The sequence below is a fragment of the Sphingobium sp. genome, from assembly GCF_041987595.1.
Classification (GTDB): Bacteria; Pseudomonadota; Alphaproteobacteria; order Sphingomonadales; family Sphingomonadaceae; genus Sphingobium.
Window position 1 is genome coordinate 39,415 of record NZ_JBHIWJ010000004.1, and the last position, 25,872, is coordinate 65,286.

General features: G+C 63.7%; 31 protein-coding genes. 8 read left to right on the plus strand and 23 right to left on the minus strand.

Annotated features, from left to right (window positions below):
• Positions 1 to 14 precede the first annotated feature (14 nt).
• The 4 genes from holA to ACFC3J_RS02000 all read right to left on the minus strand — a co-directional run bounded on the left by holA (position 15) and on the right by ACFC3J_RS02000 (position 4,631).
• Positions 15 to 1,052 (minus strand): DNA polymerase III subunit delta, encoded by a 1,038-nt coding sequence (gene holA / locus ACFC3J_RS01985; RefSeq protein WP_375194535.1) that lies wholly within the window; start codon positions 1,050 to 1,052, stop codon positions 15 to 17.
• Entirely contained in the window at positions 1,049 to 1,558 is a 510-nt protein-coding gene (gene lptE, locus ACFC3J_RS01990; RefSeq protein WP_375194536.1) for an LPS assembly lipoprotein LptE, read from the minus strand. The genes holA and lptE overlap by 4 nt, the downstream gene beginning before the upstream one ends.
• Positions 1,559 to 1,582: 24 nt before the next feature.
• Positions 1,583 to 4,099: a leucine--tRNA ligase gene (leuS, locus tag ACFC3J_RS01995; RefSeq protein WP_375194537.1), complete on the minus strand. Its 2,517-nt coding sequence runs from the start codon at positions 4,097 to 4,099 to the stop codon at positions 1,583 to 1,585.
• Between the two features lie 82 nt (positions 4,100 to 4,181).
• Complete coding sequence (locus ACFC3J_RS02000) at positions 4,182 to 4,631, minus strand: DUF3576 domain-containing protein (RefSeq protein ID WP_375194597.1); 450 nt, start codon at positions 4,629 to 4,631, stop codon at positions 4,182 to 4,184.
• Between the two features lie 239 nt (positions 4,632 to 4,870).
• On the opposite strand from ACFC3J_RS02000, the gene ACFC3J_RS02005 reads away from it, so the two are divergent.
• The gene (locus ACFC3J_RS02005) at positions 4,871 to 5,605 is read left to right on the plus strand and encodes a hypothetical protein (RefSeq protein ID WP_375194538.1); all 735 of its coding nucleotides are present in this window, start codon (positions 4,871 to 4,873) and stop codon (positions 5,603 to 5,605) included.
• A 464-nt stretch (positions 5,606 to 6,069) separates the two neighbouring features.
• Here ACFC3J_RS02005 and ACFC3J_RS02010 read toward each other — a convergent pair whose 3' ends face one another.
• A complete protein-coding gene (locus tag ACFC3J_RS02010; RefSeq protein ID WP_375194539.1) occupies positions 6,070 to 6,624 on the minus strand; it encodes a thiamine phosphate synthase in 555 nt (184 codons plus the stop codon).
• A 22-nt stretch (positions 6,625 to 6,646) separates the two neighbouring features.
• Between ACFC3J_RS02010 and ACFC3J_RS02015 the strand changes: the two genes are divergently transcribed.
• The gene (locus tag ACFC3J_RS02015) at positions 6,647 to 7,381 is read left to right on the plus strand and encodes a YggS family pyridoxal phosphate-dependent enzyme (protein WP_375194540.1); all 735 of its coding nucleotides are present in this window, start codon (positions 6,647 to 6,649) and stop codon (positions 7,379 to 7,381) included.
• Here ACFC3J_RS02015 and ACFC3J_RS02020 read toward each other — a convergent pair.
• Positions 7,359 to 10,124, minus strand: coding sequence for a TonB-dependent receptor (locus ACFC3J_RS02020; protein ID WP_375194541.1), 2,766 nt, complete (start codon positions 10,122 to 10,124; stop codon positions 7,359 to 7,361). The two genes, ACFC3J_RS02015 and ACFC3J_RS02020, sit on opposite strands and share 23 nt — an antisense overlap.
• A 188-nt stretch (positions 10,125 to 10,312) precedes the next feature.
• Positions 10,313 to 10,975, minus strand: a complete 663-nt coding sequence (pdeM, locus tag ACFC3J_RS02025; RefSeq protein ID WP_375194598.1) for a ligase-associated DNA damage response endonuclease PdeM — start codon at positions 10,973 to 10,975, stop codon at positions 10,313 to 10,315.
• Between the two features lie 124 nt (positions 10,976 to 11,099).
• Here pdeM and ACFC3J_RS02030 point away from each other — a divergent pair, with 124 nt between their 5' ends.
• Positions 11,100 to 11,930 carry a rhodanese-related sulfurtransferase gene (locus ACFC3J_RS02030; RefSeq protein ID WP_375194542.1) on the plus strand — a complete coding sequence of 277 codons (831 nt, stop codon included), beginning with the start codon at positions 11,100 to 11,102 and terminating at the stop codon, positions 11,928 to 11,930.
• Positions 11,931 to 12,027: 97 nt separating this feature from the next.
• Here ACFC3J_RS02030 and ACFC3J_RS02035 read toward each other — a convergent pair whose 3' ends face one another.
• The 4 genes from ACFC3J_RS02035 to ACFC3J_RS02050 are packed head-to-tail and all read right to left on the minus strand — an operon-like array spanning position 12,028 to position 14,067.
• Complete coding sequence (locus ACFC3J_RS02035) at positions 12,028 to 12,288, minus strand: hypothetical protein (RefSeq protein WP_375194543.1); 261 nt, start codon at positions 12,286 to 12,288, stop codon at positions 12,028 to 12,030.
• A gap of 2 nt (positions 12,289 to 12,290) precedes the next feature.
• The gene (locus ACFC3J_RS02040) at positions 12,291 to 13,001 is read right to left on the minus strand and encodes a M48 family metallopeptidase (RefSeq protein WP_375194544.1); all 711 of its coding nucleotides are present in this window, start codon (positions 12,999 to 13,001) and stop codon (positions 12,291 to 12,293) included.
• The gene (locus tag ACFC3J_RS02045; protein WP_375194545.1) at positions 12,982 to 13,407 is read right to left on the minus strand and encodes a YcgN family cysteine cluster protein; all 426 of its coding nucleotides are present in this window, start codon (positions 13,405 to 13,407) and stop codon (positions 12,982 to 12,984) included. The genes ACFC3J_RS02040 and ACFC3J_RS02045 overlap by 20 nt, the downstream gene beginning before the upstream one ends.
• 3 nt (positions 13,408 to 13,410) lie before the next feature.
• The gene (locus ACFC3J_RS02050) at positions 13,411 to 14,067 is read right to left on the minus strand and encodes an SCO family protein (RefSeq protein ID WP_375194546.1); all 657 of its coding nucleotides are present in this window, start codon (positions 14,065 to 14,067) and stop codon (positions 13,411 to 13,413) included.
• Between the two features lie 48 nt (positions 14,068 to 14,115).
• Between ACFC3J_RS02050 and ACFC3J_RS02055 the strand changes: the two genes are divergently transcribed.
• Complete coding sequence (locus ACFC3J_RS02055) at positions 14,116 to 14,718, plus strand: ankyrin repeat domain-containing protein (RefSeq protein WP_375194547.1); 603 nt, start codon at positions 14,116 to 14,118, stop codon at positions 14,716 to 14,718.
• 105 nt (positions 14,719 to 14,823) lie between these two features.
• Here the strand turns inward: ACFC3J_RS02055 and ACFC3J_RS02060 are convergent, their stop codons facing one another.
• From ACFC3J_RS02060 to ACFC3J_RS02110, 11 genes are all read right to left on the minus strand, one after another.
• Positions 14,824 to 15,318 carry an MmcB family DNA repair protein gene (locus tag ACFC3J_RS02060; protein WP_375194548.1) on the minus strand — a complete coding sequence of 165 codons (495 nt, stop codon included), beginning with the start codon at positions 15,316 to 15,318 and terminating at the stop codon, positions 14,824 to 14,826.
• Positions 15,319 to 15,428: 110 nt separating this feature from the next.
• Positions 15,429 to 16,076, minus strand: coding sequence for a cell wall hydrolase (locus tag ACFC3J_RS02065; protein WP_375194549.1), 648 nt, complete (start codon positions 16,074 to 16,076; stop codon positions 15,429 to 15,431).
• Positions 16,077 to 16,253: 177 nt separating this feature from the next.
• The gene (locus ACFC3J_RS02070) at positions 16,254 to 16,592 is read right to left on the minus strand and encodes a DUF1491 family protein (RefSeq protein ID WP_375194550.1); all 339 of its coding nucleotides are present in this window, start codon (positions 16,590 to 16,592) and stop codon (positions 16,254 to 16,256) included.
• A complete protein-coding gene (locus ACFC3J_RS02075; RefSeq protein ID WP_192667895.1) occupies positions 16,582 to 17,064 on the minus strand; it encodes a PaaI family thioesterase in 483 nt (160 codons plus the stop codon). The genes ACFC3J_RS02070 and ACFC3J_RS02075 overlap by 11 nt, the downstream gene beginning before the upstream one ends.
• On the minus strand, positions 17,039 to 17,506 hold the full coding sequence (locus tag ACFC3J_RS02080) for a PTS sugar transporter subunit IIA (RefSeq protein ID WP_375194551.1): 468 nt from the start codon (positions 17,504 to 17,506) through the stop codon (positions 17,039 to 17,041). The genes ACFC3J_RS02075 and ACFC3J_RS02080 overlap by 26 nt, the downstream gene beginning before the upstream one ends.
• A 122-nt stretch (positions 17,507 to 17,628) precedes the next feature.
• Complete coding sequence (gene hpf / locus ACFC3J_RS02085; protein WP_375194552.1) at positions 17,629 to 18,225, minus strand: ribosome hibernation-promoting factor, HPF/YfiA family; 597 nt, start codon at positions 18,223 to 18,225, stop codon at positions 17,629 to 17,631.
• An 89-nt stretch (positions 18,226 to 18,314) separates the two neighbouring features.
• On the minus strand, positions 18,315 to 19,007 hold the full coding sequence (gene dnaQ / locus ACFC3J_RS02090) for a DNA polymerase III subunit epsilon (protein ID WP_375194553.1): 693 nt from the start codon (positions 19,005 to 19,007) through the stop codon (positions 18,315 to 18,317).
• 33 nt (positions 19,008 to 19,040) lie between these two features.
• A complete protein-coding gene (gene coaE, locus ACFC3J_RS02095) occupies positions 19,041 to 19,634 on the minus strand; it encodes a dephospho-CoA kinase (RefSeq protein WP_375194554.1) in 594 nt (197 codons plus the stop codon).
• A gap of 5 nt (positions 19,635 to 19,639) precedes the next feature.
• Positions 19,640 to 20,461: a shikimate dehydrogenase gene (gene aroE, locus ACFC3J_RS02100; RefSeq protein ID WP_375194555.1), complete on the minus strand. Its 822-nt coding sequence runs from the start codon at positions 20,459 to 20,461 to the stop codon at positions 19,640 to 19,642.
• Positions 20,458 to 21,051 carry a Maf family protein gene (locus ACFC3J_RS02105; protein ID WP_375194556.1) on the minus strand — a complete coding sequence of 198 codons (594 nt, stop codon included), beginning with the start codon at positions 21,049 to 21,051 and terminating at the stop codon, positions 20,458 to 20,460. The genes aroE and ACFC3J_RS02105 overlap by 4 nt, the downstream gene beginning before the upstream one ends.
• 3 nt (positions 21,052 to 21,054) lie before the next feature.
• Positions 21,055 to 21,876: a pyruvate, water dikinase regulatory protein gene (locus tag ACFC3J_RS02110; RefSeq protein WP_375194557.1), complete on the minus strand. Its 822-nt coding sequence runs from the start codon at positions 21,874 to 21,876 to the stop codon at positions 21,055 to 21,057.
• A 285-nt stretch (positions 21,877 to 22,161) separates the two neighbouring features.
• On the opposite strand from ACFC3J_RS02110, the gene hemE reads away from it, so the two are divergent.
• Positions 22,162 to 23,226, plus strand: coding sequence for a uroporphyrinogen decarboxylase (gene hemE / locus ACFC3J_RS02115; RefSeq protein ID WP_375194558.1), 1,065 nt, complete (start codon positions 22,162 to 22,164; stop codon positions 23,224 to 23,226).
• Positions 23,226 to 23,666: a CopD family protein gene (locus ACFC3J_RS02120; RefSeq protein WP_375194599.1), complete on the plus strand. Its 441-nt coding sequence runs from the start codon at positions 23,226 to 23,228 to the stop codon at positions 23,664 to 23,666. Before hemE ends, ACFC3J_RS02120 begins: the two co-directional genes overlap by 1 nt.
• Positions 23,667 to 23,670: 4 nt before the next feature.
• Here the strand turns inward: ACFC3J_RS02120 and panC are convergent, their stop codons facing one another.
• Complete coding sequence (panC, locus tag ACFC3J_RS02125) at positions 23,671 to 24,519, minus strand: pantoate--beta-alanine ligase (protein ID WP_375194559.1); 849 nt, start codon at positions 24,517 to 24,519, stop codon at positions 23,671 to 23,673.
• 110 nt (positions 24,520 to 24,629) lie between these two features.
• On the opposite strand from panC, the gene ACFC3J_RS02130 reads away from it, so the two are divergent.
• Together ACFC3J_RS02130 and ACFC3J_RS02135 are read left to right on the plus strand one after the other, a co-directional pair.
• A complete protein-coding gene (locus ACFC3J_RS02130; protein ID WP_375194560.1) occupies positions 24,630 to 25,436 on the plus strand; it encodes a division plane positioning ATPase MipZ in 807 nt (268 codons plus the stop codon).
• The gene (locus tag ACFC3J_RS02135; RefSeq protein ID WP_375194561.1) at positions 25,436 to 25,870 is read left to right on the plus strand and encodes a molecular chaperone DnaJ; all 435 of its coding nucleotides are present in this window, start codon (positions 25,436 to 25,438) and stop codon (positions 25,868 to 25,870) included. The genes ACFC3J_RS02130 and ACFC3J_RS02135 overlap by 1 nt, the downstream gene beginning before the upstream one ends.
• The last annotated feature ends 2 nt before the right edge of the window (positions 25,871 to 25,872 follow it).

Consider the following 25,872-nt stretch of genomic DNA (forward strand, 5'->3'; position numbering starts at 1 on the left):
ATGCGATCAAGCGCTTACCGCTCGCGGGCGGCCTGTCGGGCGATGGCCAGCAATTCATGCCGGACCATCAGGTCGCCCAGCCCCCTGCCGGATCGGCTGGCACGTTCGGCCTGCGCCAGACGCTGGATCACGCGCGCGATCCCGGTCGCGTCCCAAAGCCGCACCTGTCGGGTGACGACGCCCTTCTCCTTCCAGAACACCGCCTTACCCGCCGCCTCGACCGCGCCCTCCAGCCTGCCGCTCTCATCGAAATCGGCGCGGATACTGGCCAGCAGCATGGCACGGGTCAGCAACGGCCGCAGCACCGCCGCCATCGCCGTCCCCGCCTCCGCCAGCCGCCCCAGTTCCCGGTGCATGCCGCGCAGGTCGCCGCCCAGCACCGCATTCACCAACGGCGCGGCGTCGCTGTCGGGATTGTCGGCGGACAGCGCATCCAGCGCCTCCTCGGTCGCCTCACGCGGCCGGTCGGGCGCCGCGTCGAGATAGAGGATCAGCTTTTCGACCTCCCCCGCCATCAGCGTCCGATCGCCATGGGCGAGGTCGGCGATGCGGCGCCCCAGATCGGAGGAGAGCCGCAGCCCCCCTTCCCGCGCAATGGCGACGGCGATCTGTTCCGCCTCCCGCGCGTCGGGCTGATAGGAAGCAAAAGCCAACGTCTGCTTGTGATCGAGCGCGAGCTTGAGCAACTTCGACGCGGGCTTGAGCGCCCCCGCCATGGCGACGACCGGATTGCCCGCCGCCTCCGCCTCCAGCAACGCGGTCAGCGCAGGCAGCGACTCCTCGCCCATGCCGTTGACGCGAATCCAGCGCTTGTCCCCGAACATGGAGAAGGAAGCCGCCTCGTCGGCCAGCCGCGCCGGATCGTCGCGCAGCGTGGAGCCGTCAAGGTCGATCCGCTCCGCCTCCGGCCCCATGGCGCGTTCCAGACGCTTGGCAAGCGTGACGCTGCCTGCATCATCGGGACCGTAAAGCAGGAAAAAGCGGCAATCGGCGGCCGACCCCTGACCTGCTGCGTCGAGCGCCTTTTCGATCTGGCCGCGATTGGCCTTCAACGCGCCCCGCCCTGGGCACGGTCCCGCGCCGCGAACCGGGCGAGCCGGGAAATGATCTGGTCAGCGATGGTCTGCGACAGGCGTTCGAGCGCCGTGTCTTCCGCCGCGATCGTCGCATATTCGCTGGAAACGACGTCGATGCCGACATCCGATCCGGCGGTGTCGTCGATGATCTGCGCGCCGGTGGCGGCGTCGATCAGCTGATAGCGGGCGCGCAGGGTCCGCCGCTCACGCGTGACGGCGGCGTCCGACCGCAGACCGAAACCGCTGATATTGTCGTCCAGCTTCACCACCAGCTTGTAGCCCGGCCCGGTGCCGCTCATCGCCGCCAGCCGGTCGTTGAGCGCATTGCGCACCAGCCAGCCGCCCTTGCCCTCGATCGGCTGCACTTCGACATTGCCAAGCGCCTGGGCGACTGGGCCATGGCTGCCCCCGCTGTAGACGGGACGCAGCCCGCAGGCGGAGAGCAGGACGGTGAGGCCGAGCAGTGGCAGAATAGGCTTCATGGGGGGGACCTTAACCGTTCACGATCAGATGACCAAGTTCACCAGACGATCGGGCACCACAATCACCTTCTTGGGGCTGACGCCGTCCAGCGTCCGCACCACATTGGGCGCGGCAAGGGCAAGGCGTTCCAGCTCGTCCTTCGGCGTGCCCTTGGGCACGGTGATGGTGTCGCGCAGCTTGCCCATCACCTGACAGGCGATGGTCACTTCATCCTCGACCAGCATCGCCGGGTCGACTGCGGGCCATCCGGCCTCGGCGATCAGCCCTTCCTCACCCATGTCCGCCCATGCCTCTTCGGCGAGATGCGGGGTCATCGGCGCGACCAGCAGCGCCAGCGCCCGGATCGCCGCGCTGCGGCTGGCGGACGGCTTGGCCTTTTCGACGGCATTGGTGAGTTCGTAGATCTTCGCCACCGCCTTGTTGAAGGACAGCGCCTCGATATCCTTCGCCACGCCGTCGATCGTCTGGTGCAGCTTGCGGTCGAGCGCCTTGTCAGTGCCTTCGGCAGCCTTGTCGGCCTCCCCGAACAGCCTCCACAGGCGATTGACGAAGCGCCACGAGCCTTCGATGCCCGCTTCCGTCCAGGGCAGGTCGCGTTCCGGCGGGCTGTCGGACAGCATGAACCAGCGTACCGCGTCCGCGCCATATTGGGCGATGATGTCATCGGGATCGACGACATTCTTCTTCGACTTGGACATTTTCTCGACGCGGCCGACCGTGACCGGCGCGCCGCTGGCGAGCATCACCACCCTGTCGCCCTGCCGCTCCACATCCTGCGGCGCGAGCCAGGCGCCTTCGGGCGACTTGTAGGTTTCATGCGTCACCATGCCCTGCGTGAACAGGCCGGTGAACGGCTCGGCAAAGCCCAGCTGCCCCATATGCTGGAGCGCGCGGGTCCAGAAACGGGCGTAGAGCAGGTGCAGGATCGCATGTTCCACGCCGCCGATATATTGCCCGACGGGCAGCCATTTCTCCACCGTCTCGCGGTCGAAAGGCCTGTCCTTGGGCTGGCTGGCGAAGCGGATGAAATACCAGCTGGAGTCCGCGAACGTGTCCAGCGTGTCCGTCTCGCGCCGCGCCGCCTTGCCGCACTTGGGGCAATCGACATGTTTCCAGGTCGGATGGCGATCGAGCGGATTGCCCGGAATGTCGAAGCTGACATCCTCCGGCAGCACCACGGGCAGCTGGTCCTTGGGCACGCCCACGGCCCCGCAATCCTCGCAATGGATGACCGGGATCGGCGTCCCCCAGTAACGCTGGCGCGACACGCCCCAATCCCTCAACCGGAAGACGGTGGTGCCGGTGCCCCAGCCTTCGTTCTCGGCGCGGCGGATCACTTCGGCCTTCGCCTCCTCGACGCCCATGCCGTTGAGGAAGTCGGAGTTCACAAGGCGGCCCGGACCCGTATAGGCCTCATCGCCAATGCCCTTGTCCTCATCGCCCTCGGCGGCGACGACGCGCTCGACCGGCAGCATATATTTGCGCGCAAAGTCGAGGTCGCGCTGGTCGTGGCCCGGAACCGCCATCACGGCGCCGGTGCCATAATCCATCAGCACGAAGTTTGCGACGAACAGGGGGAGCTTCCGCCCGGTAAAGGGATGGATCACCGACAGGCCGGTGTCATAGCCCTTCTTTTCCTGCGTCTCGACCTCGGCGGCGGCGGTGCCGGTGTGGCGGCATTCCTCGGCAAAGGCGGCCAGCGCCGGATTCTTCGCTTCCAGCGCGAGGGCCAGCGGATGATCCGCCGCGATCGCCGCAAAGCTCGCCCCGAAAATCGTGTCGGGCCGGGTGGAAAAGACCTCGACCTCACCAATGCCGTCCACGACTTCGTCCAGCTTGAAGCGGAACGCCAGACCGACCGACTTGCCGATCCAGTTTTCCTGCATCAGCCGCACCTTTTCGGGCCACTGGTCGAGCGTTTTGAGGCCGCTCAGCAGATCGTCGGCAAATTGCGTGATCCTGAGGAACCACTGGCTGAGCTTCCGCTTCTCGACCGGCGCGCCAGAGCGCCAGCCCTTGCCGTCGATCACCTGCTCATTGGCCAGCACGGTCATGTCGACCGGGTCCCAGTTGACCGCCGATTCCTTGCGATAGACAAGGCCCGCTTCCATCATGTCGAGGAACAGCGCCTGTTCCTGCCCATAATAATCCGGCTCGCAGGTGGCGAGTTCGCGGCTCCAGTCCAGCGCAAAGCCCAGCTTTTTGAGCTGCGCCCGCATCGTCGCGATGTTTTCGCGCGTCCAGCTGCCCGGATGCACCTTCTTTTCCATCGCGGCGTTCTCGGCGGGCATGCCGAAGGCGTCCCAGCCCATCGGATGCAGCACTTCATGCCCCGTCATCCGGCGGAAACGCGCCAGCACGTCGCCCATCGAATAGTTGCGCACATGGCCGATATGGATGCGCCCGGAGGGGTAAGGGAACATCTCCAGCACGTAGGAACGCGGCTTGTCGCTGCTGTCCGACGCCTTGAACGTCTGCTTCTCGTCCCAGACGGCCTGCCAGCGGGCATCGGCCTCAAGCGGGTTGAAGCGCCTTTGCATGAATATGTCCTCAAAATGCGTTCGGGCTGAGCTTTGTCCAAGCCCAGCCCCGTGGTTCTACAACAATCGACGGAAAAGGGCTTTAGCCCGCAATCGCCATGCGGCGCAGGTCGCGGGCCTTGGTAAGGATGATCTCTTCCAGCTTCTGCACGGTCGCGGCCTGCACCGGCGCGTCGATCCACTGGCCATTCTGGCTGACCTGACGGCTGGCCGCCACGCGCAGCGCGTCGGCCCGCAGATCCTGATCCAGAATCGATACGGTCAGCTTCATCCGTTCATTCGGGCTGTTCGGATTGGCGTACCAGTCGGTGACGATCACGCCGCCGTTCGAGTCCGTCTGCACCATCGGCATGAAGGACAGGGTGTCGAGGCTTGCGCGCCAGAGATAGGCATTGACGCCGATGGTCGTCACCTTCGACGCAGCGAGGTCCGCCTTCGGGCGATCCTTCGACCCGCCCCCGCAGGCGGCGAGCGGCAGGATGGCGGCCAGCAGCAGACCGGCAGAAAAAGGTGAAGAAAAGCGGCGGACCATCAATTCATGTCCCATCATTCAGGAAAACGCCCCGCTTCTATAGTCGACCCGCACCAATCGGCAAGGGGTTGGGCGCGGGGAGCGTGGCCGACGCGTCACGGCCCGCCGCAGGACGGGAAAGAATCCTGTGTGTTCCGTGCAACAGGCCGGACAAAAAACTGGTAGCGCTCTACCAATTGCGGAGTCTTGCGTGTAGAAAGACTCACAGAAAATTAGTCGGCGGGGAAGAGAATCGTATCATGCGCCTGAAAAGGGGACATATTGCATTGGCAGGCTCGGCGATCGCCGCAGCCGGCTTCATGCTGTCTCCGGCTCTCGGCGCGGCGACCGATCTCGTGCGGCTGCGCAGCGAAGTGCCCGTTTCGCTCGGCGCGCTGGGCAGCATCTCTTCCTTCACCCCCACGACCAAGGACCCGCGTCTGGCGGCGGCCTATGCGAAGATCGCGGCCTCGGCGGGCCGTCAGAATTTCCGATTCACGCCCACCAGCGGTTCGATGAGCGGCCAGCGCTCCGTCACCGTCATGGTCCGGGCCGCGGACCTCAACGATCGCGTGGCGGTGAACCGCACGCTCGATCCGATCGGCATCGCTCCGGTCGCGTTCAGCCTGAACAGCGCCCACAACTGGCGCAAGTTCGCCCTGCCCGAAGCGGTGGGCCGAAAGGAGCTTGATCCGGTTCCGGTCGAAATGGCCGGCGCCAAGAACTTTTCGCTGGACAGGGATAAGGACGGCAAGGATCGCTTCAGCACCAAGGTGCTGATCGAAAGCCGCCGCGAACCGGCGGCCACCGTTCGCAACCCCAGCGCGGACAAGGATTATTCGCTGGATCTGGCCAGTTCCTATTCGCTGACGCGCAATCTGAACGTCACGGCGGGCATTCGCTACAATAACAGCTTTGCCGGCCGCCTCACCCCGATGACCGACGATCGTCAGGATGCGCAGGCCGTCTATCTGGGTACGGTCTTCAAATTCTAAAATCGCCAGCTGTTTCCCGTCTTCCTGCTGCATGATCTCATCAGGCAGCAGCCTGCGCTTATCTGCAAGCGGGCGGCAGCAGGGACAGCTGCCTCATTGTCATCCCAGCCAGGGGCGAGGTCTGATGGGGTCATCTCCTGCACCGGCGGTAGAGATGCCAGCCGTCAATGATATGGGATTCCCTTTTGCTCACGAACAGAGAAGCCTTTTTGCGCTGCCATCACAGATCCTCGAACATGGCCGGCCCATCCAGCCTCGTTTAGAGCATCGTGCAGAAAGCGGGAGCCGATCCGCTTAACCGGATGCGGCAACAAAAGTTGAAGCGCGCGGCCTGCGCCTGATTTAACGCAACGCGCTCTGAATAGGAAATTTTCGCAAAGGCGCCGTATTTCCGGCGCCGGATGCTGCCACCTATGTCAACCACGCCTCCGCCCACCGCTCTCGTCGCTTGCAGCCCGCACCCTTCAGTCGGACAGCCCGTCGATGGCGGCCCAGCCCGAGGCTCCGATGCCTTTCAGCGTCGTCCGATGCTCCCGGCGAACCCCACCCAGCGCCATCACCGGCACTTGCGCCTGACCTGCCAGAGCCGCGAAGCGCGCCCGCCCCAGCCACCGGCCACCGGGATGCGACCGCGTCGGGAACAAGGGCGACAGGAAAATGCAATCCGCCCCTGCCTGCGCTGCCAGGCGCATCTCCCTCGCATCATGCACCGGCACGCTATGGAGCATCGGCCGCCCCGCCCGGCGGACCTCCCGCCCATGCCAGCCATCCGCGCCCCAGGCCGCAGCCTGATGCGCCGTGCCGCCCAGCATCAGCACCAGCCGCCGGCGGCGGGCAATATCCGCCAGCCGGTCGAACAAAGCCCTGCGTTCCCGTCCCGGCGTGCGATAATGGCGCAGGACGATGCCCGCCCTGCCTTTGGGCAAGCGGGCCGCTACCGCCAGCAACCTCGCTTCCGCCACACGCTCATCGGTCATCAGCCAGAGGCTGGGCAATTTTTTGCGGTGGCGGCATTTCATGGCCCTGCCTATAGCAGCGCCCATGACGACCGACACCATCGAAGCGGCCGAACGCCTGACCGCCATCCGCGATTCCATGGACCGCGCCGCACGCCTCACGGGCCGCACCGCTGACGACATCACCCTGATCGCGGTGTCCAAGATGCAGGGATCAGACGCCATCCGCCCGTTGATCGACGCGGGCCAGCGGATCTTTGGCGAAAATCGCGTGCAGGAAGCGCAGGGCAAATGGCCCGCCCTGCGCGAGGAGTTTCCCGATATCGCCCTGCATCTGGTCGGCCAGCTTCAGTCCAACAAGGCCGTCGACGCCGTTGCCTTGTTCGACGTCATTCATTCGCTTGACCGCCCCTCCCTGCTGACGGCGCTTGCCAGGGCGATGGATGCGGCGGACCGGCGCATCCCCTGCTATGTTCAGGTCAATATCGGTGCGGAGGAGCAGAAGGGCGGCTGCACCATCGCGGAGGTCCCGGCGCTCATCAAGACGGCCCGCGCTGCCGAAATTCCTTTGCTCGGACTCATGTGCGTCCCACCCGCCGGCATCGAACCGACGCCCTTTTTCGCGCTGCTTGCAAAAATGGCGCGGGAGGAAGGCCTCCAGCGCCTCTCCATGGGCATGTCAGGGGATTATGAAACGGCGATCATGCTGGGCGCGACGGACATCCGCGTCGGAACCGCGCTGTTCGGTGAACGCCCGTCCCCCGCTCGCCCGATACCGGCGAGCGGGAGAGGCATGATCAGAAACTCCCGCGCAGGGTGATGCCGTAGGTACGCGGTTCGGCCAGATAGGCCGATATCAGCTGGTTCGCCATCGGCGCGCCGGGAAACTGGCCGACGGTCGAGGTTGACGGACTGCTCGATTGCAGCGGGCTGCTGAAGGCGACCTGCGTATAATCCTGGTTGAAGATATTCTGGCCCCAGAATTCGATCGCCCACCGCTGCTGCGGACCGCGAATACCGACGCGGGCGTTGAACACCGCATAGCCGTCCTGCTTCTTTTCAGGGAACAGATCCGAGCCGGTGTTGAAGTCGCTGCTCATACGGCCATCAACATAGAACAGCGCCGACAGGCCGCCGGTTCCCAGTTTTGGCGTCCATGACGCGCTCATTGTCGTCACCACTTCGGGCGCCTGCGAATTGATCGAGCCGGGCAGCAGGAACAGCGCCGGGTCGAGCGGCACGGAGCCGCTGCTGCTGCCGACCAGCCGGTTGGCGAATTTGGCGCGTGCATAGGTGAAACCGCCGGCAAAACGGACATTGCGCACCGGCGTCGCCGACAGTTCCAACTCCACGCCCTGACTGATCAGGCCGGGACCGACATCGCCGCTGGCGCAGGTTCGCGCCGCCGTCAGTGCGCTGTCGCAGCCGTTGATGTTCTGGACCACGAAGCTGGTGCCGTTGAAGGTATTGAGCTGGAAATTCTTGAACTCCTGCCGGAATGCAGCGATGTTCGCGCTCCATTTGGGCTGGGTATATTTCAGGCCCACTTCAAAGGCGTCGACCTTCTCAGCGGCAAAGCGCAGGCTGGTCACATCCGCATTGGTGCGCGGGGCAAACACGGCCGGGACCGGATTCAGACCCGTCGACCCCAACTGGAAGCGATCCAGATTATAGCCGCCCGCCTTATAGCCCTTCGAGTAGCTGCCATAGACCAGCAATTCATCGACCGGCTTCCACGACAGGACGGCTGTGCCGGAAAATTCCCCGTCGCTGATCCTGTCGTTGAGGTCGAGCGCGTTGAGACCGCTCGAACTGTTGCCCAGGCAGCCCAGCGTCAGGATCCCGCCCGCCAGTGCAGCCGCCGACCCCAGCGCCGGATTGGTGGCCAGACTTGGCAGACTTGACCCCTGCAATGCCGCGCAGGTCGCGTTGTTATTGTTGAAATCCGCTGAGAAACGCTTGCTTTCATGGGTGTAACGCAGCCCCAGCGTCAGGTCGATCTGGCTGGTGATATGCACGATATTGTGCGTGAACAGCGCCCAGTTCTCGCTTTTCTGGTGGTAGAGCGAAGCGACGTCACCCGTTCCCGAAGGGATCGCCGCCAGCGCGCGCAGCCCGTTGCCCAGACCCGTGGAAATCGCGCCCGCCTGCAAAGCCGGAACCCCGGCACCGATCAGCCCCGCATTAAGCTGCGCCTGGGTGCCGGCAATGAGCAACTGCGTCGCCGTGCCATTACCGCAGGCCGCAAGCTGCCCCGCGGTGAGATTGCTGTTGACGCTGGCTCCCGCCATCAGGCGGCAAGCCGCGAACCGGCCATAATCCGCGCCGAAACGGATATTATCCTCCAGCGTCAGCTTTTCATGAGCGTAATAACCGCCCACCAGCCAGTCGAGCACATTATTGAAGGCTGACCCCTGCGCCCTCAGCTCCTGGGTGAAGGTTCTGAACTGGCGATAGGTGTTGGAATCGCGATAGAGCAGATCGGCGCCGCTATAGTCATAATCGCCATAATCCTGGCTCTTATAGTCGCGATAGGCGGTGATGCTGGTCAGCTTGGCGCCGCCCAGATCATAGTTCACCTCGCCCGAAACGCCCCAATCCTCAAGCTTGCTGACATAATCACGGCCCGCCGTGATATGCAGGTCGCGATCGTAGGGATCGGCCGCAAAGGTGCTGCCCTGCCCGGCCAGTATCGCGGCAATACGGTTGAACGGCGCGGTGCTGTAGCCGCCGCCGGCCACGGGCCGTCGCTCGCGCGTTTCGACATAAGCCGCGCCGCAGCAGCTTTCATCGCGGTTGGTGTAGTCGCCGATCAGTCGGATCGACAACGCGTCGTTCGGCTCGAACAGCGCCTGCCCGCGCAGGAAATAGCGATCGCGGTCATTGGTATCGCCGACCTTGGCGCCACTAGCGTCGACCAGATCGAAGAAGCCGTCGCGCTTCGACCAGACGCCGTCCAGACTGAGCGCAAGGCTGTCCGTGACGGGTCCGGTGATCCGACCGGCGAGGCGCCAATAATCATAATTGCCGTAGGTCACCTCCGCCTTGCCAGCCAGCTTGAACTCGGGCGCCTTGCTGATGATGTTGATCAGACCTGCCGAAGCGTTGCGGCCGAACAGCGTACCCTGCGGCCCGCGCAGCACCTCGACGCGCTCGATCTCACCCAGTTCGTTCAGGCCCGCACCCGTACGCGAGCGGTAGACGCCGTCGATAAACACCGCGACCGAGCTTTCCAGGCCGGGATTGTCGCCGACCGTGCCGATCCCGCGAATACGCGCCGAAGCATTGGCTTCCGTGCCCGTGGAGGAAAGCAGCAGCGACGGCGCCAACTGGTTCAGCGAACGGATATCGGTGGCGCCGCTGTTCTGCATCGCCTGCGCCGTCACGGCCGACACGGCTATCGGCACGTCCGACAGGGGGCTGGCGCGTCGCGTAGCGGTAACGATGATGTTGACGCCGTCCGGATCGACCGCTGAACTGCCGTCTTGCGCCCACGCGACGGGAACGCTGCTGCCCAGTGCGACGGCACCGGCAGAAATCAGCCAAAGGCTCTTTTTATGCATGATGATGCTCCCTCTCTTCACGCCGCACGACTTTCCGCCGTGTCAATTGTCTCCTGCAACTATGCGGACACAGCAGGATAAAGGCAAGATGGCCCTGATTTTCCGCGCTTTTTGCGGTCGCCGATAACAGGATTTTCATCTGCTGTTGCCTAGCAGCAACAGCTTAAATTAGCGTTTCCCTAGCGTCATTATGAACCAAGCGGAAATCGCAGAAGCCGGTCGGCAACCGGGACCAAGGCCATGGCTTCGGGGCCCATGACACGAAGGATCTCGCAATGCCCCGCATCCAGCCCGCCGGTCAGCGCCCCCAGAGCAGGCAGAATCAATTTGGTGCGAGATTCTACGAAGCACCGGCGCGATATATGCCGCCCACGCAGTGACAGACGCAATTTGGGGTGGAAATGACCGGATATCTCCGGTCGCGGGTCCGTGGGTTCGGCTTCATGCCGCAACCAGATGCCGTCAACCTGCAACTCGGCACAGCACTGGCCGCCAGGCGATTCGGTCATGGCGACATCATGATTGCCGGTGATCCAAACCCAGTCCAGCCGGTCGGTCAGCGCCCGCAGCCGATGCCGCGTCCGAACATCGAGCCGCGCAGCGCCATCGGCATCATGAAAGCTGTCGCCCAGCGACCAGACCGCCTGCGCCCCTGTCCGATCGACCAGTGTTTCGATCATGTCCAGCGTCGCCTGACTGTCATGCGGGGGAAGGAACTGACCGAAACGGGCAAACCAGCTCGCCTTTTCGAAATGCAGATCCGCCACCAGCAAAGCCGAGCGCGCTGGCCAGAACAACGCAGCCTCCGGCAAGGCGAGAAACTCGTGACCTGCGAACGAAAGGGGAACCATGATCTGGCTATGCCCCCTTGCCCCCCGGCTTTCAAGAGGGCGTGCCATGCCGATTCCCATGCTCGCGCCGCGCTCGCGCAAAAGCGGTTCCCAGTAGGGTATGCGATGCTTTATGGGGCGGTGCATGGATCACCCCTTCACCATTGCCGCGCTCTACCGTTTCGCAACCTTTTCTGATCCCAAATCGATTGCCGCGGATTTGCGCATCCTTTGCGCCAAACTCCAGACCTGCGGCACGCTGATCGTCGCAGGCGAAGGGATCAACGGCACGGTCGCTGGCGGGGAAGCGGCGATAGCGGCCCTGGTCGCACATATCCGCAGTCTGCCGGGTTGCGCCGATCTTGACGTCAAATATGCCAGCGCGCCAGCAGCCCCCTTCGCGCGGATGAAGGTGAAGGTGAAGGCGGAGATCGTGACGCTGGGCGCGGGCGATCTCGATCCGGCGAACCAGGCGGGCACCTATCTCGACCCCGCCCAATGGAACGACCTGATCGCTGATCCCGACACTGTCATCATCGACACGCGCAACGCCTATGAAGTGTCTGTGGGCAGCTTTGAAGGCGCGGTCGACCCGGGCACGCGGGCCTTCCGGGACTTTCCCGCCTGGTTCGACCGCTTTGCGGAGGATTTGCGCGAACAGGGGCGAAGCCCGCGCATCGCCATGTTCTGCACCGGCGGCATTCGCTGCGAAAAGTCCACAGCGCTGGCGAAGGCGCGCGGCTTTGACGAGGTCTATCATCTGCGCGGCGGCATATTGCGCTATCTGGAGGAAATGCCGGAAGCGCAAAGCCGCTGGCAGGGTGACTGCTATGTGTTCGATGAAAGGGTGGCGGTGGGGCATGGTTTGAAGGCCGGCGACTACACCACCTGCCGCGCCTGCGGTCTGCCCTACCAGCGTGATTCGGCGCATGACTGTTCGGCGGATGCGTCGGGAGCATGGCCGCACAGAGGCTAGAGCGATTTCCAGGCGATCGGAACCGGTCGCTGGTCAAGAAATCGTGGAAAACAGGGAAAGCAGAGCGGCGATCTGATTCAATCCGATTGGAACAGCTCTAGAGGGGCGTTTCGAGCAGTTCCGCAATCTCGAATGCATAGCTTTTCCAGCCGCGCATCCTTGCCCCCTCCTGCGCGGCGGTCCTCTTCTTCTTCGCTTCGGCCAGCGAACGGGTGTGACCCCAGAAAACCTCCGTCTTGCCATTCTCCAGTTCGGCGACGATCCGCCAATAATGGGTGAAGGGGTCGGTCGTCGGCCCGATCGTCTTCACATAACCATCGGGCATGGTGGCCGTCAGATAGCGCTTCTTGCGGGCCATGCTTATCCCACGAAGCGATGCAGCGCCGCCCCATGGACCCGCAACCAGGCGCGGGCGGGCCGGGGATCGCAGCCCAAAATCCGCTTATGGGCCGCGTGGAAGGCCGCGCTATGATCCATGTGCAGCAGATGCGCCAGCTCATGCGCGACGGTGGCGCGGCGGACCTCCGGCGGGCAAAGAATAAGCCGCCAGCTGTAGCGGATCGATCCGTCCGACGCGCAGCTTCCCCAACGGCTGCGCGGATCCCCCACGCCGACAGATGCCACGATCAGGCCATTGTCGCGCGCCATTGCGTGACTTTCGGTTTCCAGCACCGCCCTTGCCCGCAGCTTCAGCCAACGCAGCACGCGTGGGCCCACGGATTCCACCGCGCCGCCCAGCATCAGACGGTCGCCCTCGATCCGGATCGTGCGGGACGCCCCTTCAATCCAGCAGATTTGCAACTGCCGCCCCTCCAACGGAAACACCGCACCGTCGCCCAGCATGGTCAGCGCGGGCTGCTTTGCCATTTGCGAGCGGACCCAGCCTTCATGCTCCTGCGCCCATCCCAGGGCGCGCTTCAGATTGGCGCGAACCGGCAGCGAGAGTCGCAACTCCCCACGCGTATGATCCAGCGACAGCCGATATGCCCTGGCCCGTGCCGAACGGCGAACCCGCACCGGGACGGCAACGCCGTCAATCAGAATCTCTGCGTCACAGTTCCCGGTCGACAAGATGATTTTCCCAGTCCCCGGCGTCGGCTTCGGCCACCGTCCAGCCGCGCACGGATTCCTGCGCGCGATGCACCGCCTCGCGATCGCCGCAGATCAGATAATGCCATTCGGGCAGCGGCTTGCCTTCGCCGCGCAGGCGATAGGCGCAGGTGCGCGGCAGCCAGCTGATCGTCTTCACCTTCTGCGGGGTCAGGCGCACGCAATCAGGCACGAAGCGGCGGCGGTCCTTGTAATTGGTGCATTGCCCGCTGTGCCTGTCGAGCAGGCGGCAGGCGACATTGGTAGGATAGATATGCCCCGTATCCTCATCCTCCGCCTTGTGCAGGCAGCATTTGCCGCAACCATCGCACAGGGCTTCCCATTCGGCGCGGTCCAGCTTGTCGAGAGGCTTTTCCCAGAAATCCAACCGTCACTTCACCCATTTTTCGAGGAAGGCGGTCACCTTTTGCGGCTCGCCCTCATCCTCGCCCGGCGTTCCCGGATCGTCCACCGGCACCAGCGCGACCGGTGCGCCATCAGTCCCGAACAGATAGGGCGTGCGGCTATGGCTGACCAGATAGCCGCTCGCGCCCTGCGCCTTTTCCCTGTTATAAAGCACGACGAAATCCTTGGCCACCTTGGCGATCTCGTCCGGCGTGCCGGTCAGGCCGATCAGCCGCGGGTGGAATGCCGCGACGTAGCTTTTGAGCACTGCGGGTGTGTCCCGATCCGGATCGACGCTGATAAAGATCGGCTCGACCTTCGCGGCCAGTGCAGGCCTGTCCCTTTCGAACTTCGCGAAGCCCTGCATGATGCGTTGCAGATCAAGCGGGCAGACATCGGGACAGAAGGTGTAACCGAAATAGACCAGCCGGTATTTTCCTCTGAAATCGTCCCAGCGGACCTTCCTGCCGGTCTGATCGGTAAGGGTGAAGGGCGCACCGATCCGCGCCCCATGCAGATCGCCAGGGGCGCTTTCCATGCTGCTTGATGCGTTGCCGCCTGCCCCCATATTACAGGCGGCCAGCAGAGCGGCGAGCGGCAGGGCGAGCGAAATCAGCGCTTTGTTCATGGCGCCGCCAGCCATGCCCTGCTATGGCCCGATTTGCAAATCCCAACGGGGCTTTCGACGACCATGACGAGACGTTTTCCGGCCTTGGCCGCTTTGGCGCTGGCATTGCTGCCGGTCGCGGCGCAGGCGCAATTTTCGGACAATTACAACTTTCTGAAGGCGGTGAAGGACGCCGACGGCCAGAAAGTGACCGACCTGATCCAGAAGCCCGGATCGACCGTGATCAACAGCCGCGATGTGACCTCGGGAGACACGGCCCTGCATCTGGTCGTCGCGCGGCGGGACAACACATGGCTGACCTTTCTGCTGGCCAAGGGCGCCAATCCCAACCTGACCGACAATGACGGCAACACGCCGCTCATGGACGCGGTGCAGGCGCGGTTCGAGGAAGGCGTGCGCAGCCTGCTGAGCTATAATGCACAGATCGACAAGCCGAACGGCAGCGGCGAAACCCCGTTGATCCGCGCCGTGCAGCTTCGTGACGTAGGGCTTGTCCGTCTGCTGGTGGCGCAGGGCGCCAATGCCGACAAGCGCGACACCATCGCGGGCATGTCGGCGCGGGACTATGCGCAGCGCGACTCCCGGACGCCGGGACTGGTGGAGGCGTTGAGCGCTGCGAAAACGACCACTGCGCCCAAGGGACCGGTGCAGGGACCGGTGTTCTGATTCAGGCTCGGGCGATTTGTCCGCAGTGACGTCATCCGGCGAAGGCTGTGATCGCAGGGGCTAAAACCTCTTGATATACTGGCCTCCGCCGGACTGACCGCAATTCTACCATCCCAGTTCCGCCGCATGATCGGGGTCCGCCAGCGCCGTCAGCCGTCGGGCGGCACGCCGGGCAAAGCGCAGCGTTTCTGCCTTGCGCCGGGCCGCCGCCAGTGGCTCCATCGGCGCGGGGCGGACCAATTCGGCGTCATATTGATCCGCGACGATCAGGCCCGTTCTGCCCGGCCATAAAGCTTCGCTGTCAAACAGCGACAGGTCGAAACCTGGCGGCACTGCCCAGAAATAGCGATCGCAATAGTCGAAATAATCCGGCCATTTCATGTCGCCCAAAAGGTCTGCCCGGCTGCACTTGATCTCGACGATCGTGATCCGCCCTGCCCCGTCCAGCGCCATGATATCAGCACGGCGGCCATTGGGCAGCGGCACTTCCAAAATACCGCTCATGTCATGCCGGAAAAACAGGCGCAGCGTGCCGCGCGCGACGGCCAGCGCAGTGCCGTCAGTCAGCGGCGAACAACTGTGGGAAAGATCGGATGTCATGCGCGGCATTTTAGAACAAGTCGGGAACAAAAAGAAAGAGCCGATGAGGCATGTCCCCATCGGCTCTTCACCTGGCGATCCCCGCCGCGCGCTACGCAGCAGGCAAAGGATCAGCGATAGAAGATATGATTGTCGATCGCGGCGAGCTGACGCTTGCCCCAGCCCGGCGAGACGCGGCGCGCATGGAAATAGAGCGCGCCTTCCGCCTTGCTGTCCCAGCTGTCGTCCAGCGCGATCCGGGCGATGGCGACAGCTTCACGCCAGCTTTCGCTGCCGGTGCGGATCGAGGGCATCCCCCCGCCGCGCACGAAGCTGAACTGACCCGGCTGATAGACGACGCCGCACAGGCTGCTGGCGAACCGGCCGGACCTGGCCCGGTTGATGATGACGCGGGCAACGGCCAGTTGGCCTTCCAGGCTTTCGCCCTTCGATTCGAAATAAACGGCGCCGGCCAGGCACTTCATGTCGCCGGAAACATCATCGGCCACGCTTTGCGCGTCCACAAGGGCAGCGAGATTATCGGCCTTCACATCGTCGGAGCCGGAAAGAGGAGCCAGCGGCTGCACGATCTCGCGCGGCGCGGCAAAAGTGACGGCGGGCTTCGCACCAGCCGGAGCTGCATTGAGCTCTGTGGTCCCCGGAAGGGACAGAACCGACGGAGCGGCTTCGGAAGCGCTCGACATGTCGGCCGCGGTAACCGCCGCGGTGGCGGACAGGGCAAATGCTGCGATGATCGCAGCCTTCAGACGAAAACTCATTACAGCTCAAAATCGTGCGGTTCTTGGCCGGGGACGTCATCAAACCCCAAAATACACCGACGTCCGGCCGCCCCCCGTCTGCGTGTTTACCGCATCCGCCCCCCGTGGACGAAATCGGCAACCTGCGCGTTGAAAGCGTCGGAGGCCTCTGCCCGCGCGCAGGAAATGAGTCAACGATCAACAGATCGTTTCAGCGGCGAACCGTTCCGCATCCGCGATATCAAGCTCTACCACCCACAGATCGGGGTCCGCGCTGCGACGGCGCGCCAGATATTGCGCCATTGCCTCCGATCCCTTGTCCGGTTCCGGGCCGCAGCGGGCGAGGCTGTAGCCGCCCGCATAGTCAGAAACGCGCTCAAAAAGCCCAAGTTCCCGGCCCTTTTCAAGCGCTTGAATGAGAATCACGCCACTAATTCCATCGCCCTTGACCAGCACCGTGGCAAATCCGCCCGCAGCGGCGCAGCGTCGGACCAGCACGCCGACCAGCATGGCGCTGGTCAGCCGGTCAGTTGGCATAGCCCGGAAGCGAAGACAGCGGGAATTGCGAGCGCATGAAAGTGCCGGTGCCGCGCCCGACCTCCTCGCCTTCGCTGTCGATCAGGCTGGCTTCGGCGACATAGACGCGCCGCTTGCCGCTGATCCAGCGTCCTTCGGCACGGATTCGGCCCGGCCCGATCGGACGGGTGAACAGCAGATTGAAGCTGGTCGTGAGCAGGAACCGATCGCTCACAAGGCTGTTCGCCGCGTAAAAGGCCGCATCGTCCAGCATCTTGAAATAGACGGTGCCATGCACCGCGCCCGCGGCATGAAATTGCGTCTCGTCGACGTCGAAATGGATGACTGATCGGCCCTCTTCGGGAATGACGAGTTCCGAACGAAACAGCCCGTTGATCGGCGCGGAACGGTAGAGATTCTCCAGCGCCCGGAAATGCGCCGCCTCGCCGCTGGGCGAAGGGGGGTGATCAGGCCGCGTCACGCGCCTCGCCACCGGCCAGCAGGGCGTGAAGCGCCGCAGTCGAACCCGCGCCGCGCAGACGGGCAACCTGGCCCTCGTCCCGCAGGTAACGCGACACGCGCGCCAGAGTCTTGAGATGTTCGGCGCCACTGTCGACAGGCGACAACAGGGCAAAGACAATATCCACCGGGGCTTCGTCCACGGCGTCGAAGGGCACCGCCGGATCGACCAGCACGACGACGCCGCACATTTTCTGAAGGCCGGGAATCTTGGCATGGGGGATGGCCACCCCGCTGCCGAAACCGGTCGAACCCAGCTTTTCCCGCTCGGTCAGCGCTTCGGCCACCAGATCGGCGTCAAGGCCGTAGGCTTGCGCAGCCAGCACCGCAATCTTCTGAAACAACTGCTTCTTGCCGTTCACCGACAGGCCTGTGGCCAGTGCTTCGGGCGCGACGATATCGTTGAAATGAACCATGCCAAATCCCAGCCGAGCCGCGCCCGGCTTCGGAAAATCGACGCAATGCCCGGATCTTCAAAGCACGGCCCCATAGGCCGCCTGCCGACCAAGGTCAACCGGCGGCCGGGGGGAAGCCGATGTCAGCGCAGCTGGGGTTCGACCCAGCCGATGGTCCCGTCGTGACGGCGATAGACCATATTGTAGGCGGCCGTGCCCGCATTGACGAACAGCAGCGCATTGGTGTTGCGCAGGTCGAGCATCATCACCGCGTCGGACACGCTGGCCTCCGGAATGTCCACGCGGGTCTCCGCCACGATCAACGGTGCTTCGGCCGGTTCCTCCTCATCGGCGATCGAAGCGAAAATCGTGTAACCCGCCCCGTCCAGCTGATCCAGACCAAAGCCGTTGGAGCGCTGGGCTTCGGCCGCGGCCGCCTGCATGCTGCGGTCCTTCAGGCGGCGCATGTAGCGCCGAAGCTGCTTTTCGATCTTGTCGGCCGCGCCTTCGAAGGCCGGATGCGCCTCCTGCGCCTCGCCCGCGCCCTTCAGGATGAGACCGGTCATGACATGGCAGACGATGTCGCAATGAAAGGCCCCGTGCGGGGCGCGCCGAAACGTGACCTGAGCGGAAAGGGTTCGGGAAAAATATTTCTCGGCCACAGCCTCCAGCCGGGTGGTGACATGCTCCTTCAGAGCCTCGCCCGTGTCGACCTGATGCCCGGAAACACGAATATCCATATGCCTTCTCCTTGTTCTGCCCGGACCGCGGACGACGGTCCGGCTGGCATGGGGCCTGAAGGCAGTTGCGTCATGGGATGACGGCTGTTTCAGGCCTCCTCGAGCCAGAGCGGCTTATCCAGCGTCGCGACGAACGCGGCATGCCGCTCCAGCTCCTCCGCGCTGGCCATGAAGACGCGCGCGGGACGAACAGGGCGAACCGCGACCTGCGCCGCAAGTTCCACCCTAAACTCCTGTTTCTCTTCCTCCTGTGCAAGACCAAGGCCGATCTGACGGCCGCCGGTCAGTTCGATATAAAGCTGGGCCAGCAGTTCGGCGTCAAGCAGAGCGCCGTGCTTGATGCGATGGCTGCGGTCGATGCCGTAGCGGGTGCAGAGCGCATCCAGACTGTGCTTGGCGCCGGGATGGAGTTGGCGGGCGATGGCGACCGTATCGATCATCCGGTCCATCATCACTTCGGGCAGGCCGCAAAGCTTCAGCTCGTGATTGAGGAACCCGAAATCGAAACGCGCATTGTGCGCCACCAGCCGGCTGTCCTCCAGAAAGGCCAGCAATTCCTCCACGCCGTGAGAAAAAAGCGGCTTGTCCCGCAGGAAAGCATCCGAAAGGCCGTGTATCGCCTCCGCCGCCGCGGGCATGGACCGTTGCGGATTATAATAAGCGTGGAAGGTACGCCCCGTGGGCACCCGGTTGAGGAGTTCTATGCACCCGATTTCGACCAGGCGATCGCCGGAGGCAGGGTCGAATCCAGTCGTTTCAGTGTCGAAAATAATCTCGCGCATCGCCCTCTTCAACGACTCTGGCCTGACTGCCTCTTATCGGACTCTCTTCGCGCCAAGGCAAGCGACCAAGCGGCGCACCTGCGAACGGGTCTCTGCGAAGGTCGTGCCCGTGTGAATGATGTAATCCGCCCGGCGCCGCTTTTCAGCATCGGCTGTTTGCAGATGGACAATCCGACGGAATTTGGCAGCGGTCATGCCGGGCCGGGCCAGGACCCGTTTGCGCTGCTTCCAGGCAGGCGCCGTGACGACGATCACGCCGGCCAGCTTGCGATAACCGTGAGTCTCGAACAGCAGCGGAATATCCAGCACGACGAATTTTCGTGAGCGGTAACGCCGCAGAAATGCCTCCCGGCTCCGCTTCACGGCGGGATGAACGATGGCTTCCAGCGCCTTCAGCTCCTGCGGGTGGTCGAAGACCGCCTCGCCCAGCCTTGCCCGGTCGACGCCCGCCGGACCCGTAGTGCCGGGGAATCGGGCTTCGATCGCGGGCAGCAGGGCACCGCCCGGCCCCTGCAACCGGTGCACCTCCGCATCGGCATCGAAAAGCGGAACCCTTTCCCGCCGCAACATGGCCGCGACGGCAGACTTTCCCATGCCGATGGAGCCAGTGAGACCGTAAATTTTCATCGCGCTCAGGCAGCCATCAGCAGCGCGCGCAATTCCTCATCCCGTTCGCGCGGAGCCTGCGCATCAAAAAAGATGTCGAAGGCCAGCGCCGCCTGCCCGATCAGCATTTCCAGACCGTCCAGCGCCTTTAGTCCCCTGTCCCGCGCGGCTTTCAGCAACGCGGTTTCCAGCGGCGCATAGACGATGTCATAGACGGTGGCGCCGTCGGCCAGTGGTCGGAGATCCAGATCAAGGATCGGCTGACCTGTCATGCCAAGCGAACTCGTGTTGACCAGCAGATCGGCCTTGGGCAGCGCATCGGTCATACCGATTACCCGCCCTTTGACGCCCGCCCGGTCGAGCAGAGACTGCCCCTTGGCGGCATCGCGCACCATGACCGTAACGTCAGACACGCCCAGACTTGTCAGCGCGAACAGGATCGCCCGCGCCGCGCCGCCCGCGCCCACCAGAACCGCGCTTTGCCCCTGCCACTTGTCGCGCAGCAACGGCTGGAGGAATCCGCCCGCATCGGTGTTGGTGCCGATCAGCGGCCCGCCGGTTTCGCTGGCGATCGTGTTCATCGCCCCGATCCGCTCCCGCACGCCCCCCGGATCATCGGTATAGTCCATCACCGCAATCTTGTGCGGAATGGTGACGTTGCAGCCCAGCCAGTCGGGATCGGCCCGGCGTGCCAGAAAATAGGCGGATAGCCCCTCGCCCGTCACATGGGTCTTCCTGTATTCCGCCTCGATTCCCAGCGCATCGAGCCAGAAATTGTGAATCAGCGGCGATTTGCTGTGTTCGATTGGATCGCCGATCACTTCAGCGTAAGGGAGCTTGTCGGTCATGACGCCAGAACGCCCCGCACGCGCAGAAAGTCAAGCAAAGGAAGCAGCGGCAGCCCCTGAATCGCGAACTGACTGCCTTCGACCCTTGCGAAAAGCTGCGCGCCCGGCCCTTCGATCCTGTAACAGCCGACACACCAGCGGCACTGTTCCCAGTCCCCATCCAGATAGGCGGCAATGAAAGCCTGAGACAAGGGCCGCACAGTCATTCGCACCCGCTCGATATGGCGCCAGATCGGCTCCCCATTGAGCGCGATCACCGCAGCGCTGTGCAGATGATGCACGTTGCCGGAAAGCAGCGTCAGGATGCGCTCCGCATCGGCGCGGTCGACCGCCTTGTCGATCATCGTGCCGTCTTCAAGGCTGAGGGTCTGGTCGCAGCCCAGCACCAGCCCGCCCGGCACCCGCCGCGATACCCGCAGCGCCTTCAGTTCCGCGAGCGCGTCGGCCAGCTGCCGGGCATTGAGGCCATCGGCGCGCAGCGCTTCCTTGGCAGCATCCTCGTCCACGCCGGGCGACAGCGCCTCGAACGGCACCTGCGCCGCTTCCAGCAGCGCCCGGCGGCTCGCGCTTTGCGATGCCAGCACGATCATGGCTTAACTCCCCTCCGCCAGCACGCGGTCATTGAACAGGTTGATGATGGCGGCGGCCGCTTCCTCGATCGAGCGGCGGGTCATGTCGATCACCGGCCAGCCATTGTCGGCGAACATGCGCCGGGCGAAAGCCAGTTCCTCCTGCACCTTGTCAAGATCGACATAGCTGGTTTCAGGCGCCTGATTGAGCGACAGGAGGCGGTTGCGGCGGATCTGCACCAGGCGCTCCGGACTGACGGTGAGACCCACCACCATCGGATGTTTGAGCGCATAGAGGCTGCGCGGCGGCGGCGACTGGATCACGAGCGGGATGTTGGCGGTCTTGTAGCCGCGATTGGCGAGATAGATGGACGTCGGCGTCTTGGAGGCGCGCGACACCCCTGCCAGCACGATGTCCGCCTCCTCCCAATTTTCATGGCCCACGCCGTCGTCATGAGCGATGGTGAACTGGATCGCCTCGATCCGGGCGAAATAGGCTTCGTCCAGTATATGCTTGCGCCCCGGCCGGTTGCGCGTCTCCTGCCCCAATATGTTGGAGAGCGCGTCGGTCACGCTGTCGAGCGCCGCCACATGGGGCAGGCCCAGCGCCCGGCAGCGCGTCTCCAGCCGCCGCCGCAGCTGGTGGTTTGAAAGGGTGAAGAGCACCAGCCCCGGATTGGCGGCAATCTCCTCCATGATCCGGTCGAGATGGACATCGGACCGCACCATCGGCCAGAAATGGCGTACCGCCTCGACATTTTCGAACGCGCCGATCGCTGCCTTGGCGATATTCTCCAGTGTTTCGCCGGTGGAGTCCGAGAGGAGATGGAGATGGATACGTGACATGGAAGAATATCTCTGTGGGGAGGCTGTGGATAAATCAAGGCATAGCTTGCGGGCAGAATCGGGCCTTCATCCCCGTCCCCGGTTCGGGGACTCTTGTCCACAGCTCCCCAACAGCCGGATTTTTCCATCCACAGATTGTGGATAAGGGGGATAACTTCGCTGACTCGGACGGGAAACTATGCGTTTGAGGAGTCAAGTTGTTGGCAAATCCGGGCACAGCGCATAAACCCCGCTGCCAAGCGCCCTACTAACTCCATCATCCTTTGAATCTAAATAAGAGATAATATGACGGGACCAGATGCCGGCCTTGAAAACGGGCCAAGCCTTAAGCCGCTTCTCTCGGTCCTGAAGGGCGAATATCTCTCGCCGCCGCCCATGTGGCTGATGCGTCAGGCCGGCCGTTACCTGCCCGAATATCGCGAATTGCGGGCACGGAAGGGCGGATTCCTGGAACTGGTCTATGACAGCGCGGCAGCAGCGGAGGTGACGCTTCAGCCCCTGCGCCGTTTCGGTTTCGACGGCGCGATCCTCTTTTCCGACATTTTGATCGTGCCTTATGCGATGGGGCAGAATCTCTGGTTCGAGGCGGGGGAGGGGCCGCGGCTGGCCCCGACGCTGGACGAAACCGACCTTTCGGCGCTCAAACCCGATTTCAGCCGCTTTGAGGCGGTCTATGAGACGGTCCGGCGGGTCAGGGCCGACCTGGACCCGGAAGTGACCTTCCTGGGCTTTGCAGGCAGCCCCTGGACCATTGCGACCTATATGGTGGCGGGTCAGGGCAGCAAGGATCAGGGCGCGGCCCGCCGTCTTGCCTATCAGCAGCCCGAACGTTTCGCGGCGATCATCGATGCGATCGTCGATGCGACCGTCATTTATCTCAGCGGTCAGATCAAGGCAGGGGTCGAGGCGATTCAGCTGTTCGACAGCTGGGCGGGAAGTCTGGCGCCCCTGCAGTTCGAGCGCTGGGTCATTCAGCCCAACCGGCGGATCGTCGAGAAGCTGAAAGCCCTTCATCCCGATATTCCGGTGATCGGTTTCCCCAAGGGCGCGGCGGAGAAGCTGGCCGATTATGCGGTGGGCACCGGCGTTGACGCAGTGGGCGTCGATGAAAGCGTCGATCCGCACTGGGCCAATCGCGCATTGCCGCAGGGAATGCCGGTGCAGGGCAATCTCGACCCGCTCGCGTTGATCGCCGGGGGCAAGGCCGTGGAGGAGGCGGTCGCCAACATCCGCGCCGCCTTTGCCGGGCGGCCGCATATCTTCAACCTTGGCCATGGCATCCTGCCCGATACGCCGATCGCGCATGTCGAGGCGTTGCTGACCGTCATTCGCCAGCCGGAGAGCCGATGATGCCTTATCTGGGAGCAGCCTATTTGTGGGTCAAAGCCGCGCACGTCATCTTCGTCATCTTTCTGATGGCGGGCCTGTTCATGATGCCCCGCTTCTTCGTCTATCACCAGCAATGCGCGGCAGGATCGGACGAGGACCGCAAATGGATTGACCGTGAACGGCGGCTGCTCAAGATCATCCTCAACCCGTCGCTGATACTGGTCTGGGTTTTCGGACTCATGCTGATGGTGGAGATCGGCGCCTGGCATTTCGGCTGGTTCCACCTGAAGCTGCTCTTCGTGCTGGGCCTGTCGGGCTATCATGGCTGGATGGCAGGTTATGCGAAGAAGCTCGCAAAGGGGCAGCGCCCCCTGAGCGAAAGGCAGCTGCGCCTTCTGAACGAGATACCCGGTATTGCTGCCGCGGTGATCGTCGTCGCGGTGATCGTGAAGCCGTTCTGACGGTTCAGCCTGCTGGTTCGACCGCAATATTGTCGATGAGGCGCGTCTTCCCCAGCTTCGCCGCGCCCAGCAGCCGCGCGGGGCGATCCAGCGCACTCATCGGTTCCAGAGTCACCGCGTCGCACAGCGTCACATAGTCGATCGGATCGAATCCATGGGCCGCCAGCATGGCGGTGGCCTTGGCAATGGCGGCGTCGACGGTCGCGCCCTTTTCCATCTGCCGCGCAGCCTCTCCCAGGGCGCGGGGCAAAGCCAGCGCATCCCTGCGCTCTTCCTCGGTCAGATATGCGTTGCGTGACGACAGGGCCAGACCGTCCTCGGCCCGCTGGGTGGGGACGCCCACTATCTCGACGGGCATATCGAGGTCGTGCACCATCTGGCGGATCACCGCGAGTTGCTGGTAATCCTTTTCTCCGAACAGGGCGACATGGGGCTGAACCTGATTGAACAGCTTGGTCACCACGGTTGCCACGCCGTCGAAATGGCCGGGGCGGGCCGCGCCGTCCAGCCCCTCGGTCACGCCGGACAGCGAGATGTTGGTGGCGTAGCCCGCCGGATACATGACCTCAACGCCGGGCGCCCAGAGAATGTCGACGCCGGCCGCCTGCAGCATCTGCGCATCCTTGGCCTCGCGCCGGGGATAGGCGTCCAGATCCTCATTCACCCCGAACTGGCGCGGATTGACGAAGATCGACACGACGACATGGCCCGCATGGCGGCGCGCTTCCTCGACCAGAGCCATATGGCCGTCGTGCAGCGCCCCCATGGTAGGCACCAGAGCCAGCGGCTTTCCGTCGCTTTTCAGGGCTTCGACAGCGGCGCGGAGTGAAGGCAGGTCACGGAGGGTTTGCACGTTACGAGGGGCTCCGATAAGGGCATCAACAAGGGGTATATCCTGCTAAGGCATGACCGGACAAAACGGTCAATATTCATTGCGACAATCAACGGGGTTATCAAGGTCCGATGGCGAACGCCCACACGCACCATATCATCTTCGCCAATGAGAAAGGCGGAACCGGCAAGTCGACGACCGCCGTGCACACGGCCATCGCCCTGACCGTGCTGGGCCACAAGGTGGGCATGATCGATCTCGACCCACGTCAGCGCACCGTCACCCGCTATATGGAGAATCGCGCCGAAACCGCGCGCCGCCGCGGCATCGACCTGCCGACCCCGGAATTCGCCGTGTTCAGGGGCGACAGCGTCCAGGCGCTGGAGGAACAGGCTTCCGCCATGGCCGAGGGCAAGGATTTTCTGGTCGTCGATACGCCGGGCCGCGACGATGACTATGCTCGTCACATGGCTGCCCGCGCCCATACGCTCGTGACGCCGATGAATGACAGTTTCGTCGATTTCGATCTGATCGGGCAGGTTGACGCCGAAACCTTCAAGGTGAAGCGCCTGTCCTTCTATTCCGAGCTGATTTTCGAGGCCCGCAAGACCCGCGCCAAGGCGGATGGCGTGACGATCGACTGGGTGGTGCTGCGCAACCGCGTGCAGCATCATGATGCACGCAACAAGAAACGCGTGGGCGATGCGCTGGTCGAACTGTCCCGCCGGGTCGGATTCCGCGTGATTCCCGGTCTTTCGGAGCGCGTCATCTTCCGCGAGCTTTTTCCCTCGGGTCTCACCCTGCTCGACAAGGGGCATTTGGGCGAACTGGGCGTCAGCCATATCGCGGCGCGGCAGGAACTGCGCGAGATGGTTTCAGGCCTCGCCCTCCCCACGCGTGACGAAGTTCAGCCGCTGGATATGCTCGGCGCGGCCTGATGGGTTTGCTCGCCTTTCTGCTGATCGGGCTGGCGGCCTGGCTGATCTGGACGGGACGATTGCAACGCATGAGTGCTAAGGATGGCATGGCGCTGGGCGCCGCACTGGTCGGCGCCGTGATGGCGGCGAAGGGAAAGCCCGTGATCGGCGCGCCGCTGTTGTTGGGCGCGGCGCTGTTTTTCTTTACGAAGAGTCAGCCGGCCAAAAAAAGGGCGAAGGCGGCAACTCCATCGGTTTCACCTGCGCCGCAGGATATTGCGGCCGCTCGCAAGCTGCTGGGAATCGGGGCGGACGCTGACGCCCGTGCGATCCGCGCTGCGCATCGCCGCCTGATCGCCTCGGTCCATCCCGACAAGGGAGGGACCGAGGCGCTGGCGGCGCAGATCAATGCGGCGCGTGACCTGCTGATCAAGGAAGCAGCGCAGCGCCACTAACG